Annotated in this window: 15 protein-coding genes; 7 read left to right on the top strand and 8 right to left on the bottom strand. The window is 41.3% G+C overall.

Going from position 1 to position 15325, the window contains the following annotated elements; translation table 11 throughout:
- Positions 1 to 44: 44 nt before the first annotated feature.
- Positions 45 to 2045, bottom strand: a complete 2001-nt coding sequence (locus tag DPF90_RS00660) for an acetoacetate--CoA ligase (RefSeq protein WP_114783631.1) — start codon at positions 2043 to 2045, stop codon at positions 45 to 47.
- A gap of 228 nt (positions 2046 to 2273) precedes the next feature.
- On the opposite strand from DPF90_RS00660, the gene phhA reads away from it, so the two are divergent.
- Both phhA and DPF90_RS00650 read left to right on the top strand, forming a co-directional pair.
- Complete coding sequence (gene phhA, locus DPF90_RS00655; RefSeq protein WP_114783629.1) at positions 2274 to 3065, top strand: phenylalanine 4-monooxygenase; 792 nt, start codon at positions 2274 to 2276, stop codon at positions 3063 to 3065.
- On the top strand, positions 3058 to 3387 hold the full coding sequence (locus tag DPF90_RS00650) for a 4a-hydroxytetrahydrobiopterin dehydratase (protein ID WP_114783627.1): 330 nt from the start codon (positions 3058 to 3060) through the stop codon (positions 3385 to 3387). Before phhA ends, DPF90_RS00650 begins: the two co-directional genes overlap by 8 nt.
- Before the next feature lie 78 nt (positions 3388 to 3465).
- On the opposite strand, the gene DPF90_RS00645 is transcribed toward DPF90_RS00650, so the two are convergent.
- The 4 genes from DPF90_RS00645 to DPF90_RS00630 all read right to left on the bottom strand — a co-directional run bounded on the left by DPF90_RS00645 (position 3466) and on the right by DPF90_RS00630 (position 8252).
- Complete coding sequence (locus DPF90_RS00645; protein ID WP_114783625.1) at positions 3466 to 4629, bottom strand: hypothetical protein; 1164 nt, start codon at positions 4627 to 4629, stop codon at positions 3466 to 3468.
- Between the two features lie 253 nt (positions 4630 to 4882).
- A complete protein-coding gene (locus DPF90_RS00640) occupies positions 4883 to 6073 on the bottom strand; it encodes a hypothetical protein (RefSeq protein WP_205395140.1) in 1191 nt (396 codons plus the stop codon).
- Between the two features lie 256 nt (positions 6074 to 6329).
- Positions 6330 to 7547, bottom strand: a complete 1218-nt coding sequence (locus tag DPF90_RS00635) for a hypothetical protein (protein ID WP_114783623.1) — start codon at positions 7545 to 7547, stop codon at positions 6330 to 6332.
- Positions 7548 to 7760: 213 nt separating this feature from the next.
- Positions 7761 to 8252, bottom strand: coding sequence for a hypothetical protein (locus DPF90_RS00630; RefSeq protein ID WP_114783621.1), 492 nt, complete (start codon positions 8250 to 8252; stop codon positions 7761 to 7763).
- Between the two features lie 113 nt (positions 8253 to 8365).
- Here DPF90_RS00630 and DPF90_RS00625 point away from each other — a divergent pair, with 113 nt between their 5' ends.
- From DPF90_RS00625 to secF, 4 genes are all read left to right on the top strand, one after another.
- Complete coding sequence (locus DPF90_RS00625) at positions 8366 to 9034, top strand: flagellar basal body-associated FliL family protein (RefSeq protein WP_240314429.1); 669 nt, start codon at positions 8366 to 8368, stop codon at positions 9032 to 9034.
- 146 nt (positions 9035 to 9180) lie between these two features.
- On the top strand, positions 9181 to 9654 hold the full coding sequence (locus tag DPF90_RS00620; protein WP_114783617.1) for a hypothetical protein: 474 nt from the start codon (positions 9181 to 9183) through the stop codon (positions 9652 to 9654).
- Between the two features lie 186 nt (positions 9655 to 9840).
- Complete coding sequence (gene secD / locus DPF90_RS00615; RefSeq protein ID WP_114783615.1) at positions 9841 to 11679, top strand: protein translocase subunit SecD; 1839 nt, start codon at positions 9841 to 9843, stop codon at positions 11677 to 11679.
- Between the two features lie 2 nt (positions 11680 to 11681).
- On the top strand, positions 11682 to 12584 hold the full coding sequence (secF, locus tag DPF90_RS00610; RefSeq protein ID WP_114783613.1) for a protein translocase subunit SecF: 903 nt from the start codon (positions 11682 to 11684) through the stop codon (positions 12582 to 12584).
- 45 nt (positions 12585 to 12629) lie between these two features.
- On the opposite strand, the gene DPF90_RS00605 is transcribed toward secF, so the two are convergent.
- Positions 12630 to 13364: a dienelactone hydrolase family protein gene (locus tag DPF90_RS00605; RefSeq protein WP_114783611.1), complete on the bottom strand. Its 735-nt coding sequence runs from the start codon at positions 13362 to 13364 to the stop codon at positions 12630 to 12632.
- Between the two features lie 95 nt (positions 13365 to 13459).
- The gene (locus DPF90_RS20220; protein ID WP_162813961.1) at positions 13460 to 13615 is read right to left on the bottom strand and encodes a hypothetical protein; all 156 of its coding nucleotides are present in this window, start codon (positions 13613 to 13615) and stop codon (positions 13460 to 13462) included.
- A gap of 364 nt (positions 13616 to 13979) precedes the next feature.
- Here DPF90_RS20220 and DPF90_RS00600 point away from each other — a divergent pair, with 364 nt between their 5' ends.
- Entirely contained in the window at positions 13980 to 14465 is a 486-nt protein-coding gene (locus DPF90_RS00600; protein WP_114783609.1) for a hypothetical protein, read from the top strand.
- Between the two features lie 80 nt (positions 14466 to 14545).
- Here DPF90_RS00600 and elbB read toward each other — a convergent pair whose 3' ends face one another.
- Positions 14546 to 15196 carry an isoprenoid biosynthesis glyoxalase ElbB gene (gene elbB / locus DPF90_RS00595; RefSeq protein ID WP_114783607.1) on the bottom strand — a complete coding sequence of 217 codons (651 nt, stop codon included), beginning with the start codon at positions 15194 to 15196 and terminating at the stop codon, positions 14546 to 14548.
- Positions 15197 to 15325: the final 129 nt, after the last annotated feature.

Raw genomic sequence — 15325 nt, 5'->3', positions numbered from 1 at the left:
TTGAAAAGATTTAGAGCCCGAGTTGTTTCACTCGGGCTCTAGAGCTATATCGTCGTTTGGATAGAGTATTGCGCAATTTCTTCAAGCACCTCAGGATTAGCTATTGCTCCTTTATTTTTGACTTCTTTGCCATGCAGTACTTGTTTTACGGCCAGCTCGACAAGCTTTCCTGACTTGGTTTTAGGGATGTCGCTGATGGCATATATCTCAGCGGGAACATGTCTCGGCGAGCATTTGGTCTTAAGCTGTAACTTGATGTTTGCAATAAGCTCTTCATCAAGTTCGACGTTACCAATTAATTGAACGAATAAGACCACCTTTTCATCACCATCTATGACTCGACCGACAGCAATAGAATCTTTTACCTTGGCAAGTTGGTTGACTTGCTGATAGATTTCAGCCGTTCCTATTCTCACTCCTCCTGGGTTGAGAGTAGCGTCACTCCTACCATAAAATATCATTCCACCGCAGGTTGTTTTCTCGACATCATCACCATGATGCCAGGCGTTCGGATATTTGTCCCAATAGGCGTTATGGTAACGCTCGCCATTATCTTTCCAAAAACCGATAGGTTGATTGGGAAAACTGTTTAGGCAAACCAATTCACCACGCTGTTTGACAACAGTCTGGCCTTGTTCATTAAATACTTGTACATTCAAAGCAAGAGCTGGTGCTTGGCATTCGCCGCGATATACTGGCGAAATGGGATTTCCTAATACAAAGCAGCCACATATATCGGTACCGCCAGAAATAGAAGCTAAATGTAGATCGGTTTTTATTTGCTTGTATACATAATCAAATTGACTCGGATACAAGACTGATCCTGTAGAGCATAAGGTTTTAAGGTGACTCAAGTTATGCTGTTGAATAGGTGAATACTGAGCTTTTTCTAGTGCTTCCAAATATTTGGCTGAAGTTCCGAACAAGGAAACATTATATTTTTCAGCTATGTCCCAAAGAGCACTTTCAGATGGGTACATTGGACTACCATCAAATATAACTAGGGTTGCGCCGCTAGCTAATGCCGAGACGTGCCAATTCCACATCATCCAGCCACAGGTGGTGTAATAAAATATCCGGTCGCGTGGCTGCACATCGCAATGTAGTTGATGCTCTTTTAAATGGTTTAATATTGTTCCTCCAACTGAGTGAACAATACACTTTGGTTTTCCTGTAGTTCCCGAAGAGTAGAGAATGAAAAGAGGTTCGTTAAACCCGATACGCTGATACTCGATAGGCTGCGGAATAAAGCTGCAAACTACAGACTCCCAGTCAATGACTCGATCATTTCCGACATAGTTATCATTGGTTTCTTTCAGGTAATTGATACAGCACACATGTTGGATACTCGTTATATTATCAGCAATCTGAGTATTTTTATCTTTCATATGAAAGACTTTTCCATTGAAGCTGTAGCCATTGCAGCAAAACAACACTTTTGGCTGCACTTGACCAAAACGTTCTTTGACACTTTCTACGCCAAAGTCTGGAGAAGTTGAGGTCCAAATAGCACCAAGACTGGTTGTAGCCAGCATAGCGATAACGGTTTCGGGCATATGAGGTAAGTAACCTGCAACCACATCACCAGATCCGACCCCAGATTGTTTTAGCCACTGTTGCACAAGAGACACTTTATCACACAGTTGTTGCCAAGTGATTTCGGTTTCCTCACCCAGCTCGTTACTAAATAATATGGCGACGCTATTCGGCTCCTTAAAAGCGTAAGCGAGCAGGTTTTCAGCATAATTCATTCTGGCTTGTGGAAACCATATGGTATCCCGGCTTGGCAAGAGTTGGTTCCATTTCGGCACGCCTTCACCATAAATGCAGTCACCTTTGAAGCCGATAACATCGCAGAATTGCCATAGGTTTGCCCAAAATTGCTTTGGATTTTCTATCGACCATTGATGCAAGTCAGAATAGGACTCTAAAGCTTCACCCTGCATGTTGATGTGCTTTATAAACTGATGCAGGTTGGATGCCTCTATACGCTGACTAGTGGGTACCCAGATAGGGGCAGGTATGGTGATATCTTGAATAGACATGACTTCCTCGTCTCAAGTAGTTTCCTTTCAAACATGGCTAAGTTTTGTGTTAAAAGCGTCTAAAGTCAAACAAACAGCAATCGATCATATGATTGATAATTAAGAAGAAAGTTTATGTTTGTAAAGAAAATGTTACACGGCTCTATCTGGAGGATCTATGAGCGTCGATTGTCACCGATTTAGTCAGGCGATAGGCTTTATGTAAAGGACTTGTTAAAGAGCGTTGCCATGAGTGATTACGTTTCTAAACCTATTAATAATCAAGGGCTTGTGGATTGGAGCCGAGAAGAAGACCAGATTTGGCATGACTTAGTTTCACGCCAACTATCGCTGGTAAATGATAGCGCCTGTAAAGAATATTTACGTGGTTTGGAGTTGTTGGACTTACCTGTCGATAGAGTCCCTCAATTGCCAGAAATCAATCGTGTTTTACAAAGAGAGACAGGATGGGCAGTCGAACCTGTCCCGGCTCTAATAAACTTTGATCGCTTTTTTGCTTTGTTGGCAGACAAAAAGTTCCCCGTAGCGACTTTCTTACGCTCAAGAGAAGAGTTTGACTATCTACAGGAGCCTGACTTCTTTCATGAAATATTTGGCCATTGTGCGATGTTGACTAATCCAGAGTTTGCTCGTTTTACTCAGACCTATGGCGAATTGGGGCGTGATGCTGACAGCAAAGAACGAGTTTATCTAGCCAGGCTCTACTGGTTTACTGTTGAATTTGGCTTGGTTAAGGAAGGTGAAGATTTTAAAATCTATGGTGGAGGTATTCTATCCTCGCCCGGAGAAACAGTATATGCGCTGAATGACGAGAAACCGGTAAGGGAAGTATTTGATATTCATACTGTTCTTCGTACACCTTATCGTATTGACATTATGCAGCCAGCGTACTTCTATCTGAACAACATCGAACAGCTTTATCAACTCAGCCAAGAGGACTTAATGTCTCACGTCCATAGGGCTATGAAGGCTGGATTACTGTCCCCACTATTTGAACCAAAGGAAAAACAACATGCTTAATGAATTGCGCTGTGAAGCGTGCAGCCCCGAGTCGATCGCATTAACACAAGAAGAGCAGAGGCTTTTGCTGACGGAGCTGGATAACTGGCAAATTATCATCCGTGATGATATTCCTCAGTTAGAAAAAGTATATAAATTCAAGAATTTTCAACTTGCATGGGATTTTTCAAACAATATCGCACAGCTTGCTGAAGATGAATTTCACCACCCAGCGATACTTTTGGAGTGGGGTAAGGTAACGGTAACCTGGTGGAGCCATGCCATAAAAGGGCTGCATCGTAACGATTTTATTTGTGCTGCTAAATGTGACAGCCTAAGTTAATTTTAAGCGGCCTGAAGCGACACTTCCCCCAGTACTTCAGGCCTTTTTTATTGCGATTTATCCAGTTGGTTTTTCGTGCTAAATATTGCGTGCAATGGCCATTTGCTCATCGCGGCATATTTGAAGCCAGTATTTTAGCGTTTGCTGTAGCATTTTTACTTGGTCACCGATTCGGTTAATTTCTTTTAGTTCTTCATCGGTGAGAGGCCGAGCAGGTAGATTTTTGGACAGTTCTGCGAAGTAATCTACCGTGACGCCTTCTGAAGACCAGAAATTCATACCGTAACCTTCGTTTTCGTCTGGACTAGTATCATAGTGGTAGTTCCAGCCATCAAGGTCACTATTGATGTAAGTAATGGTATTTTTACCATATTTATCTGTCATAAAGGCATCAATATCAGACAAGCTACCTGTAAGAAACATGTTATATTCTTCAGTGGTGAGTTCTATAGACTCATCAGCTAGTACACTAGAGAGTAATGCCATACGCATTAATGGAGAAACTTCACCTACGCCATTATTCCAGTCGTCATACCATTGGTTCAAATCCCCCCAGCCGTTTTCAAATTGCTTTACTAAAGCCTCAGGACAATTTGACTGACTTTGCATAGAACGAGTAATTGTATATGCAAGGCTATCAGGTGGCGCTTGGTTGTAAATACTGTTAAATAAGCTAGCGATATCGTTGGCAAAGTCATCGCCATTATAATGTTCGTGAGAACCATGCATTCCTGAACCACCACATTCCATAAAGCGTTGTAGTGTATTCATGTCTTTAGTAGATAAGTTGTACTCATCGGCATGGATTAATACGTCCATAAGAACAAGTTGAAAAGCGTCTTCTAAGGCGTATCCCGTTAATGGAGATGTTTGGGATATATCTTCCCACATGACTTTCATGGCATCTTCAAATGCACCTAGGCCCTTAGTTTGTTGTTCTATTGCTTCAAGTTGTGCACTGTATGCTTCGATACTTGCAGCGAGTGCTAATGCAATCGCATCCTCGGGATTACTACTCACCATAGACTGGACAACTTGTTTTTGGTGGGCTGCCACCATGGCCAAAACTTCAGAATCTGCTGGCTGTTTGTCGAGCAAAGCAATCGAGGGGTCTATTTTCTCAAGGTCGCTTTGGGCTTTCTCAATTGTTGCAAGATAGGCTTCAACATTCTCTGGAGCTACCTGTGGGTTTGTATGCTCCATGCTGCCTATAAGCGCGTTAGTAATATTGTTGGTTATCATTCCAAAATTCCTAAAGTAGTAAGGTAGAGTAGGGCTGCTTGTTGCGATTATAAAGAGACCTTCAAAGTAGTCAGACGGATTTAACCTGAGTTTTTATGAATCTATGAATGACTTAGATATGAACCTGTTGGTTTGTGAACTATAGATGTTGAGATTTGATGGTTTGACAAAAAATCAGTGTTCCTCGCTATGTGTTAAGCCTAGATAGAGGATCAGAAAAGAGAATTCTGACACTCTATCAAAGGCTTAATCACTAGATGTTACGAGCGATGGCCATTTGTTCATCACGACATATTTGTAACCAGTATTTAAGAGTCTGTTGCAGCATTTTAACCTGATCGCCGATTCGGTTTATTTCCTCAATATCTTCATCGGTTAGGTCTCGTGGCTTGAAGTTGGTATAAAGGTCGACCAAATCATTATTGTCTATACCATCACCTTTCCAGTCGATCTGGGTAGTTATTTTACCATCTGAGTAGTTATATCCTGTCTGAATTTGCCAAGTTGTGTTTTCGCACAAGAACTCAAGTGCGGAGTCAGAGCCGAACGTCTTTTTAATTAGATCATCAATATCAGTTAATGATCCCGTTAATATCAGCTCAACATCCTCTTGTGACATTTTAGGGTTGTTGGATAACACTTCACTAAGAAGAAATAAGCGTAGCATAGGGCTTAGATCGTCAGCTGTACCCTCTGTCCACCAACCATAGTCATCATAGTAGTGCTCGTTGATTTGTGAATATAAAGCATCAGAACCCGTAGCACCATCAGCATCCTCAAAACCCTCTAATGCTGACATAACCTCATCCAGTAAAGAGCCTTCCGGAATAGTTGCGTTATTCATAATGCCTTCGTATAGGCTTTTGGTGACTTTAGCAAGTTCTTCTGGTGTATTGTAATCTTCTTCGTGTAAACCATGGCTGCCGCTTCCAGTGCTTTCGAGAATATGGCTGATGTCTTCTTTGTTCGCTGCATACCAGTCTTCGAGCCCGTATTTTTCTGGGTGAATCATTATTTCCAGTAGTGCGATCTGAAAAAGATCTTCAAGCTCTTCTGGTTGGACACCACCTTCTTCAATGCCCTCTAACATTAGCCACAAAGCCGACTCAAACATTTCGACACCGCCATTTGTCCAACCGTAGATTATTTCTAACTGTTGGCTGTAAGCCTCAATACTAGAGGCTAATGTTAGAGCAATCGCATCCTCGGGATTACTACTCACCATAGACTGGACAACTTGTTTTTGGTGGGCTGCCACCATGGCCAAAACTTCAGAATCTGCTGGCTGTTTGTCGAGCAAAGCGATGGCGGGGTCTATTTTTTCAAGGTCTCTTTGAGCTTTTTCAATTGTTGCAAGATAAGCTTCAGCGTTTTCAGGCGCTACTTGTGGGTTAATATGCTCAATGCTGCCAAGAAGCGCATTAGTAATATTGTTGGTTATCATTCCAAAAAAATTCCTGAAGTAGTGAGGTAAAGTAGGATGACTTGGTGCAATTATAAGATGGTCTTCTACGTCGTTAGACGGATTTAACCTGAGTTTTTATGAATCAATGAATAACTTACATATGCCCCTGCTGGTTTGTGAACTATAGATGTCGAGATTTGATGGTTTGACAAAAAGTCAGTGTTCCTCGCTATGTGTTAAGCCTAGATAGAGGATCAGAAAAGAAATTTCTGACACTCTACCTAAGGGTTAATCATTAGATGTTACGAGCGATGGCCATTTGCTCATCACGGCATATTTGTAACCAGTATTTAAGAGTCTGTTGTAGCATTTTTACCTGATCGCCGATTCGGTTTATTTCTTCGAGTTCTTCGTCTGTAAGGTCTCTTCCTGGAAATGTGTCCAGAACTTCAATGAGATCATCTGGGTAGATTCCTGCGCTTTCGGTAAAGTCAGGATAACGATCGGTTTCTACATGGTCGCCAGCACCACTACCAGAAGCTCCATTGCTTGGAGCCCATCCATCAATATCCATTAAGTAGAGACCCAGTTCGCCATCAGAGATTCCCAATAACTCTTCGAAATCGCTGACATCACCCATTATTAATTGGTCCCATTGCTCTGCTGTAATGGTTCCTTTGTCTGCTGCATCAGCAAGAATGATTATTTTTAATGTTGGGCTCAGTCTCTCACAATTTTTAGAACTTAGTTCATCTGAGCCGTTGATAAAACCATTGGGATCTGTCCAATAATGACGAGCGCAGTTTATTAGTCCTAATCGATTCTTAGGGTCATTGTAAAATGTGAGAATTTGGCCAGTCAGTGAATCAGCTGGGATTTGGTTTCCAACCAATGGAGTTAAGGAGGGAACTAGTGTATTCAAAAACCAATTAATAATTTTTTTTGGCGGATAATCATCATACTGGCCATATGGTGCATGCAAACCGCTTCCAAAGTGTTCTGTAATTTGTGCCAGATAGATTTCGTAGTCGTCGCCAAGCAAAGCAGTAAGGTCTAACCCCCACTCATCAGAGTGCATAAGTAAATCTATCACTAGTAGCTGCATAAGGTCTTCATATTCGGTGCCATCAACACCGTCTGCGAGGATAGACTGGTATATCATATCTAGCATTGGTTCTAGAACAGCACTTCCGCCCTCAGTCCATGCTTGTATGTCTTCTAATTGTTTACTGTAAGCTTCAATACTTGCAGCCAGAGTCAACGCAATCGCATCTTCAGGATTGCTACTCACCATAGATTGGACGACTTGTTTTTGGTGGGCGGCAACCATGGCGAGAACTTCGGAATCCGCTGGTTGTTTGTCGAGCAAAGCGATGGCGGGGTCTATTTTTTCAAGGTCTCTTTGAGCTTTCTCAATTGTTGCAAGATAAGCTTCAGCGTTTTCTGATGCTAATTGTGGGTTAATATGCTCAATGCTGCTAAGAAGCGCATTAGTAATATTGTTAGTTATCATTCCAAAGTCCAAATATTATAGAAAAGTTTTATCGACAATTGCATGCGATTATAAAATGTTCGAACTAACTATTGGATGGATATAATCTGAGTTGTTGTGATTGTTTGAGTGTTGAGAAATATAAGTGTCTTTTTTCAGTAATTTTCTGCTTCTTCTGGCAGGTGTTGTTGTCTAACTGTCTGTTACTAATAGAAAAATTCAACTTGTAGTCACTTAATGCATTTTTAACGCTTTAACTTCCTGATTGTAAAGGCCAATAAGAAATTTATATTTACTGAGCAAAATTTTTGTGTCTGAGAGTATTTCCTTATTGAGCTGCATATAGCGTTGACTTGAGGAACTGTTGATAGCCAAGCCAGCTTGGTTACAGTGATCGTATATACTGGCCCAATTCGCGTAGGCGACCTTAACCTGATCGGATTGCTCGCCTATTCGCTTGGCTTCGCCTTGGAGCACAGCGACAGTTTGCTCAGAGTTCTTGAGCTGCTGACGAATCTGCTTTTGCTCAGCATCACTACTTGATTGAATCAAGGCGACAAGTTCATTTTGAGTATATTTTTTGTGTAAGAGGGTGGTTTGTCGATGTGAATTTAAAAAATCATTGAAGTTTCTAGCTTTTTCGTTGTACCAGACCTCGATCTCTTGTTGCAAAATGAGTGCTTTGTTCCATGTCGTTTCAACACAGTGACTCGCTGTGCTTTTCATTGGTAAAGTGAACACTAAAGTTGCCGCTATAGTGATATATAGCCTGTTAAATATCATATTAGCTATAGTATTGGTGAAATATGATTTAAGTATAGAAAAGACGCCAAACCTATATGAAAAAGATATTAATGTTTGTTGTACTGCTACTTGGCCTAGCTTGCGCGGGGGGAGGCTATTACATCTTTTACTTTAAGCCGCAGCAAGATGCTGAAGCAGCAGCGGAGAGAGAAAGGAATAAGAAACCTCCCAAACCTATTACTGGTAAACAAAAAGAGCATAGACACCCTGAACCTGAAGTAACAGATTACTATGTAAGCCCGGATAAATTGGGTGTGAGAGAGGCACCTAGGTATGACGCTTTTGTCGAAAGCTTGGTTTATCGAGGAGAGAAACTGCATATTTTGGAGAAAAAAAATGGCTGGGGTCGCATCTCTCGTTACTATGTGTATGAAGAAGGTGGTGAAGAAATTGCCGAGTGGGTTCCTATGGAAGCCTTAGTTGAAATTGCCCCAACAATCACAAAGGAGGAGAGAGTAAATACCGTAAGCAGTTATATCGAAAAGTCAGATGATTTCAAACAGCATTTTGAAATGTTTGTGAAAATCTCAGATGAATTGCTAAAAGAAAAGACATGCACCCCAGAAGATTTTGAAGAAACTAATGGATGGATACGCTCACTGACTTTTAAATATCGAGATGTGTATTTTATCTATTGCGGAGGCATTAAACAGGCTAACAAGATTTACCTAGATGTTCGGACGGGAGAAATCTTTTATCGATAGATCAGGTGTTTTACTGATTTTTCTTTACCTAAATTGATGTTTCAATTGGAATCGAGAGGCTAACGTCCATCATTTTAGATTTTTTTATTTGTCCGTAATGTCACTAGACATTAGAATATCAGGGTTTCATTTTATTGGTTTTGTGAATGATTAAACGCTTTTTTGCATCGTTTTGTTGGATTGTATTGGTTGCCTTGGCATTACCATCGCAAGCATTTTCGTATCTAACAAAGTGCACAAATGCTGCGAACCAACCGCTTACTCATAATACCAGCTACGATCCTAGTGTTGATTCGGTAGGAAGGAGCCCAATATTCACAAAGTCATCAGAAATCGATGGGCCTAGTACACCTGTATCGAAGTCTGGAGTTGATGCAGAACTGCTGGCAATCGCTCAGTTTGTACGCCTAAGCTCATTTACTCGAGATGGTAACGATACTAAACAAAATTTTCCTTTTGACGGGGACAGTTTTGATAAATCATCCCTAAGTATCACTACAGATACACTTTTTTCTAGCAGTCCAATAAATCATTGGTTAGGGTTTCATTCTCAGTACCGAATTTCTGGCTGGAAAGAGTCTAACGCATTGTATGTTGCTCTTAATGGCCACTTCTCATAATCATTCCATTTAAACTAGGAAGTTATTCCTGATGTCTCACGCTTCTTTTTTTGAAGCATATAAAAGCACAATGCATTGTCATTATTGATATTTTTATTTCTATAAAATGCATTGTTCACTCGGACTATACAAACTTATATAGCTTAAGCATGACTTTGGCTCAGTAAAAATAACCAAGATATCAATATGAAGAATAGTCACCCGAATAAAAAACAATCTAGAGTGATAAATCGCTATTCCGGATGGAAGTATGCGGTATTAATTGTGACAGTCGTCATCCTGACATTAAGCGCAATACCCACTTGGTATGGGGAGCAACCCTCCATTAAAGTGACAACGTCACATGAAAGTAAGGTTGTAGATAATCCACTAGAACTGAATCGATTTTTTGAGCAAAACAATATTCACGTTAAAGAAGTTCGTCAAGAGCAGGGTGGAACGACTGTCGTATTCAATAATGAGACAGACCAAACGCATGCGAGAGAAATGCTAAATACTTTACTTGGTAAGCAAGACTCTATTTCTTTTTCTTATGTGTCTGTAGCACCCAAATGGTTGAGTGAACTTGGGTTTAATCCAATAAAGCTTGGCTTAGATTTACGAGGCGGTGTTCAATTTCTACTTAATGTTGATGTAGATAAAGCATTTGAAGAGCAGCGCAACACCATTGTCGATGAAATTAGAGATATGCTACGTCAAGAGCATTTGCGAGGAGTGAAACTCTCTCAGGTTGGTATCGATGGGTTTGACCTTAAGAGTAACTCCAGCGACGCATTGACAAAATCGGCTAATTACATACGCCAAAACTATCCGGGTTGGGATGTTAAACGCCATTCTGGTCACTTAGCTGTGAAGCCAACAGCCCAGAATAAGTCGGAATTTCAATCGGTGACCATAAAGCAGAACTTAAAAATTATGCGTGATCGAATTGAAGAGCTGGGTATTACAGAAGCTATGGTCCAGCGTCAAGGTGAGCACAGTATCCGCATTGAGCTTCCTGGTGTTCAAGATCCGTCACAAGCCAAGAATGTGATTGGCGCGACCGCCACTCTTGCATTTCATGAAGCTAAATCAGGCTCAAAACCATCGTCTTATGGAGATATTGTTTTAAAAGACAATAGTGGGCGTGATGTTACTTTGTCGAAGCGTCCCGTTCTCACTGGCGAGCATATTGTGAATGCTCGGGCTGGAATGGATAAGATGGGCTTTTCTGAAGTGAACATCTCTCTAGATCATGCTGGTGGCAAGATAATGAGTGATTTTTCTGGAAAGCACATCGGTAAGCCAATGGCAACTGTATATCGCGAGTACACAACTAATGCTAATGGCGAGACAGAAAGGACTGAGAAGGTCATTAGTGTTGCAACCATTCAGTCTCAATTAGGTAGTCAGTTTCGGATCACAGGGGCAGGGTCATTAGATGAAGCGCAAAATTTAGCTTTATTGCTGCGAGCAGGTTCATTAACTGCTCCTGTGACTATCGTAGAAGAGCGTACGATAGGGGCCTCTTTAGGAGCTGAAAATATTGAGAATGGCTTTGCTGCCTTGGCTCTTGGAATGGCAATGACTCTGACTTTCATGGCTCTATGGTATCGCCGCTTAGGCTGGGTGGCCAATGTGGCATTGGTGATCAACATGGTAAGCTTATTGGGGCTTATTGCTTTACTTCCCGGTGCAGTCCTCACTTTGCCCGGAATTGCTGGGCTGGTTTTGACAGTAGGTATGGCCGTAGATACTAATGTACTGATATTTGAGAGAATAAAAGACAAAATGGCAGAAGGCCGCACTTTTGCTCAGTCCATTGATCAAGGTTTTGATAGTGCACTAAGTACAATACTCGATGCCAACATTACCACTATGATCACAGCTGTCGTTCTTTATTCAATTGGCAACGGTCCAATTCAAGGTTTCGCATTGACGTTAGGCTTGGGTCTGTTGACCAGTATGTTTACTGGTATTTTTGCTTCACGAGCGATCATTAATTTGGTTTGGGGTCGTGATGGCCGCCGCAATGTAAAGGTGTAATCATGGTTCACTATCTTAAGAATAACATTCGTCGAATTCGTTATATTACTAGCTTCGTTTCAGTCGCCTTAATGGTTGTGTCTCTGGCTGCATTTGCAACTAAAGGCTTAAATATGGGGCTTGATTTTACCGGCGGTATGGTGACAGAAGTTCAAGTGGATAAAAATTTGGGCAATAATGATTTACTTGAGCACCTTAAACCTAAATTAGGTGAATTTACTTCGGTAACCCACTCTGACCAAGAGGGGCGTTGGATTATACGCTATCCAGTGCCGGATGAAGGTGTGGAATCTCCTGATATAACGACATTATTGACAGGTATTTCGCAAAATGTCGATGTAATTAGTAACAGTATGGTTGGGTCTCAAGTCGGTCAAGATCTGGTTGACCAAGGTGGTTTAGCATTACTCATATCTATGATGTGTATTCTTGGCTACTTGTGCTTCCGTTTTGAGTGGAGGTTGGCTAGTGGTTCTTTACTCGCACTTATTCATGATGTCGTCTTGGTATTAGGTTTTTTTGCACTGACTCAGATGGAATTTAACTTAACCGTGTTTGCCGCCATTTTGGCTATCTTGGGCTACTCACTCAACGATTCAATCATCATTGCTGACCGAATTCGAGAGTTGTTAGTTGCAAAGCAGTCAACACCGATAGAAGACATTAATGATCAAGCGGTGATAGCGACGTTTTCTCGGACTATGGTTACGTCAGGTACTACCTTACTTACTGTGACCGCTTTATGGATCATGGGAGGTAATGCACTTGAAGGGTTTGCTATTGCTATGTTTATTGGCATTCTTTCGGGCACTTGGTCATCAATTTCTATAGGGACTGTGTTACCAGAGTGGCTGAAGCTCGAGCCTAAGCATTATCTTCCCGCAGAAGTAGACTCTGCACCTTAGCATGGCGTTAAAGCCCCGTGATGTTCTTAATGGGGCATATGGTGACTACTGAGTGGTAGATTCAAGAAACTCGGTAAAGCGCAGCCATGACTTTTTGTCCGCTTTTTCTCTATAGCGTTCGCTATCGAACACAGTGAACGCATGCGGAGCACCACTGTAAGTGATCATTTCATGGTCTACGTTTTCATTCTCGAGCTCATTGGCTAAGGTTGCAAACTGATCCATGGTAATCGCGCTGTCAGCAGTACCATGAAGCACCAATATTGGCGCGGAGGTATCTTTATATGATTGGCCCTTTGGTGTTTTCAGGCCGCCGTGAAAGGTGACAAAACCTTTCGCTTTCATACCTGAACGCGCAGCTTCAAGCGTCGCTGCACCGCCAAAGCAATATCCCATTACTACAACATTATTTGAATCTGCACCCAGACTTGTAGCATAATTTAAGCTGCCTAGTACTAACGCTCTCAACTTCTCTCGATCCTTGTATAGCTCACCTGTATGTTGTTTTTTATCCTTCACTTCTGTAGGACGAATACCTTTACCAAAAAGATCCGCTGCGAAGACGTTATAGCCTAAATCATTCAGCATTTTAGCTCTTTTTCTCTCATAGTCCGTGAGGCCATCCCAATCATGGATAAGTAATACCAGTGGCGCTTTCTCGCTTGTTTTTGCCCAGTACCCCTCATATTCTTGACCATTTACATTGTAAATTTTGTTCTCACCTGCCATAGCTGTGCTTGCCGATAAAAGAGCAGCTAAGGTTAATAGACGTGTGTTCATAAATCCCTCCATTCAACCAATGAAGTGTAGTTGCAATGGTATAGTCAGGAAATATTCAACGTCGTATGTATAAAAGAATATCGAACACGTCACATTCAGAGTGTTCTTGGTGTAGCGATTAAATCTTCTATGTTTCGGCTTACGGTCGAACTTTTGCTAAATGGAATATTATAGAGAGCAGCGAGATCGCAAGTCGCTTTGAATACTGCGTCGAATTCAACTTTTCTTCCCTCGTCGTAGTCCTCCTTCATACTGAAGTAACTGCCCTTATATGAAGGGTTGTCCAGTATGGATATAAGTCTAGTTATGTCAAACGCTGGGCGAGGTATGTCGTGGTATTCAAATAAGTTTAAAAATTCCTTGCTGCCACGAATCCACCTAGGCTTCCCAATCCGATAATACTGACTGTCGGCATAATTTCGTCCCTCAATGTCATTAGTGGTTGATGTGATTTATTAGTCGTTTGATTCTAACAGTTTGTAATTATTAATATAAAGTCCTAGAAACCTAATTGAAGTTTCAAATTAACATGATATTAACTTAGGTGTCATTGACATCATTAATGCAAGTGATAGCCTGATTGCCCGTTTCGTACCACAACCCATGGAGTGAATAATGATGGTCCGTAATTTATGTGCCTTGGTATTACTGTTAAGTTCTTTTACGAGTTTAGCGTCTTGGAATGACGATAAGGTGGACCTGAGTAATATCGAAGATAGCCTTGAGGGAATTAAAAAGTCACAGCAAAAATCACAAGATAGTATGCAATATGTAAGAACTATTGATGGCTCACAATATGTTCCAGAGCCTAAAAGCAGTCGAGATAAACCTGCATACAGCTACTTCAGTTTAGAGTCATACGACATTTATAGTAGTCAAGGTGGTAAACGCATGGTGCAAGCCACGATAACAAACCATTCTGGTAGTGGTGTGTCACTTAAGCCAAGTCAAATAAAAGCCTATTTTGGTAACGAGCAATATGTCTCACCTACACGGATTGTGCAGGATGGAAGTTTTGCGCAGGAAGAGACAAAATCAGTAACTTTGTATTTTGGCGAGTCTAGTGAATCTGTTTTAGGGTTACTGACTCGTTCTTATTAAGTTTTTGTAAATTGAATCTTAGATGGCAGTTTGATTTGTGATGTATAGATGGGGCTAAAATACCCCATCTAAATATTAATTTAAGCCAGTTTAACTAACTTCTCGACGAGCTTTTCTATACCACTTGCAGCTTCACTTATTGTTGAAGCTAACATATAAGCTGGCGTTGACAGAACTTTATGTTCTTCGTCAAAAACGATTTCATCAACAGGGCAGTTGATATGCTGACCGCCCAATGCGTTATACGCTGCAGCAGTGCCTTCATCATTACCAATTGTAGCTTTGACACCATTATCGTAGATCATAGGAATAATGGTTGGAGCGATACACAAGTAACCCGCAGGTTTGTTCGCTTGTGCGAAATCGCGGCAAGCGGATTTGACATGGGTATTTATGCTACATTCGGCACCATTAACGGCAAAGTCTGTGAGATTCTTTGCAGCGCCAAAACCTCCTGGGACGAGCAATGCATCAAAGTTGTCAGCTTTTAGATTTGCTACGTCTTCAATATTCCCGCGGGCGATGCGAGCCGCTTCAGTGAGGACATTGCGTTTTTCTGGCATTTCTTCGCCAGTTAAGTGATTAATCACATGTAGCTGTTCAATATTGGGAGCAAAACAATGCCAGCTCGCTCCTTGTTTTTCAAGTGCGTGCAAGGCTAATACCGATTCGTGAATTTCTGCACCATCGTAAACGCCGGAACCACTGAGAATTACTGCCACTTTTGTCATTATTATCTCCTAAGTTTTTACATGGGTATAAGCTGGATTCAGATTACACGATCTAAGTGAAATTGGAATTCGCTAGACAGCTTTTTGACACTTTTTATCATTAATGAATATCACTGCTACGAGTTGGTA

The organism is Vibrio tetraodonis (genome assembly GCF_003350295.1).
In the GTDB taxonomy this organism is placed as follows: domain Bacteria; phylum Pseudomonadota; class Gammaproteobacteria; order Enterobacterales; family Vibrionaceae; genus Vibrio; species Vibrio tetraodonis.
Note: the sequence above shows the minus strand (reverse complement) of the source record. Positions and strands in the feature narration are given on the sequence as shown.

Bases quoted from the DNA above. Each gene is read 5' to 3' on its own strand.
- phhA (WP_114783629.1), top strand. From the start codon at position 2,274: ATGAGTGATTACGTTTCTAAACCTATTAATAATCAAGGGCTTGTGGAT.
- DPF90_RS00630 (WP_114783621.1), bottom strand. From the start codon at position 8,252: ATGAAAAGCACAGCGAGTCACTGTGTTGAAACGACATGGAACAAAGCA.
- DPF90_RS00620 (WP_114783617.1), top strand. From the start codon at position 9,181: ATGATTAAACGCTTTTTTGCATCGTTTTGTTGGATTGTATTGGTTGCC.
- DPF90_RS00650 (WP_114783627.1), top strand. From the start codon at position 3,058: ATGCTTAATGAATTGCGCTGTGAAGCGTGCAGCCCCGAGTCGATCGCA.
- elbB (WP_114783607.1), bottom strand. From the start codon at position 15,196: ATGACAAAAGTGGCAGTAATTCTCAGTGGTTCCGGCGTTTACGATGGT.
- DPF90_RS00625 (WP_240314429.1), top strand. From the start codon at position 8,366: ATGAAAAAGATATTAATGTTTGTTGTACTGCTACTTGGCCTAGCTTGC.
- DPF90_RS00640 (WP_205395140.1), bottom strand. From the start codon at position 6,073: ATGATAACCAACAATATTACTAATGCGCTTCTTGGCAGCATTGAGCAT.
- DPF90_RS20220 (WP_162813961.1), bottom strand. From the start codon at position 13,615: ATGAAGGAGGACTACGACGAGGGAAGAAAAGTTGAATTCGACGCAGTA.
- DPF90_RS00600 (WP_114783609.1), top strand. From the start codon at position 13,980: ATGATGGTCCGTAATTTATGTGCCTTGGTATTACTGTTAAGTTCTTTT.
- DPF90_RS00645 (WP_114783625.1), bottom strand. From the start codon at position 4,629: ATGATAACCAACAATATTACTAACGCGCTTATAGGCAGCATGGAGCAT.
- DPF90_RS00660 (WP_114783631.1), bottom strand. From the start codon at position 2,045: ATGTCTATTCAAGATATCACCATACCTGCCCCTATCTGGGTACCCACT.
- DPF90_RS00635 (WP_114783623.1), bottom strand. From the start codon at position 7,547: ATGATAACTAACAATATTACTAATGCGCTTCTTAGCAGCATTGAGCAT.
- secD (WP_114783615.1), top strand. From the start codon at position 9,841: ATGAAGAATAGTCACCCGAATAAAAAACAATCTAGAGTGATAAATCGC.
- DPF90_RS00605 (WP_114783611.1), bottom strand. From the start codon at position 13,364: ATGAACACACGTCTATTAACCTTAGCTGCTCTTTTATCGGCAAGCACA.
- secF (WP_114783613.1), top strand. From the start codon at position 11,682: ATGGTTCACTATCTTAAGAATAACATTCGTCGAATTCGTTATATTACT.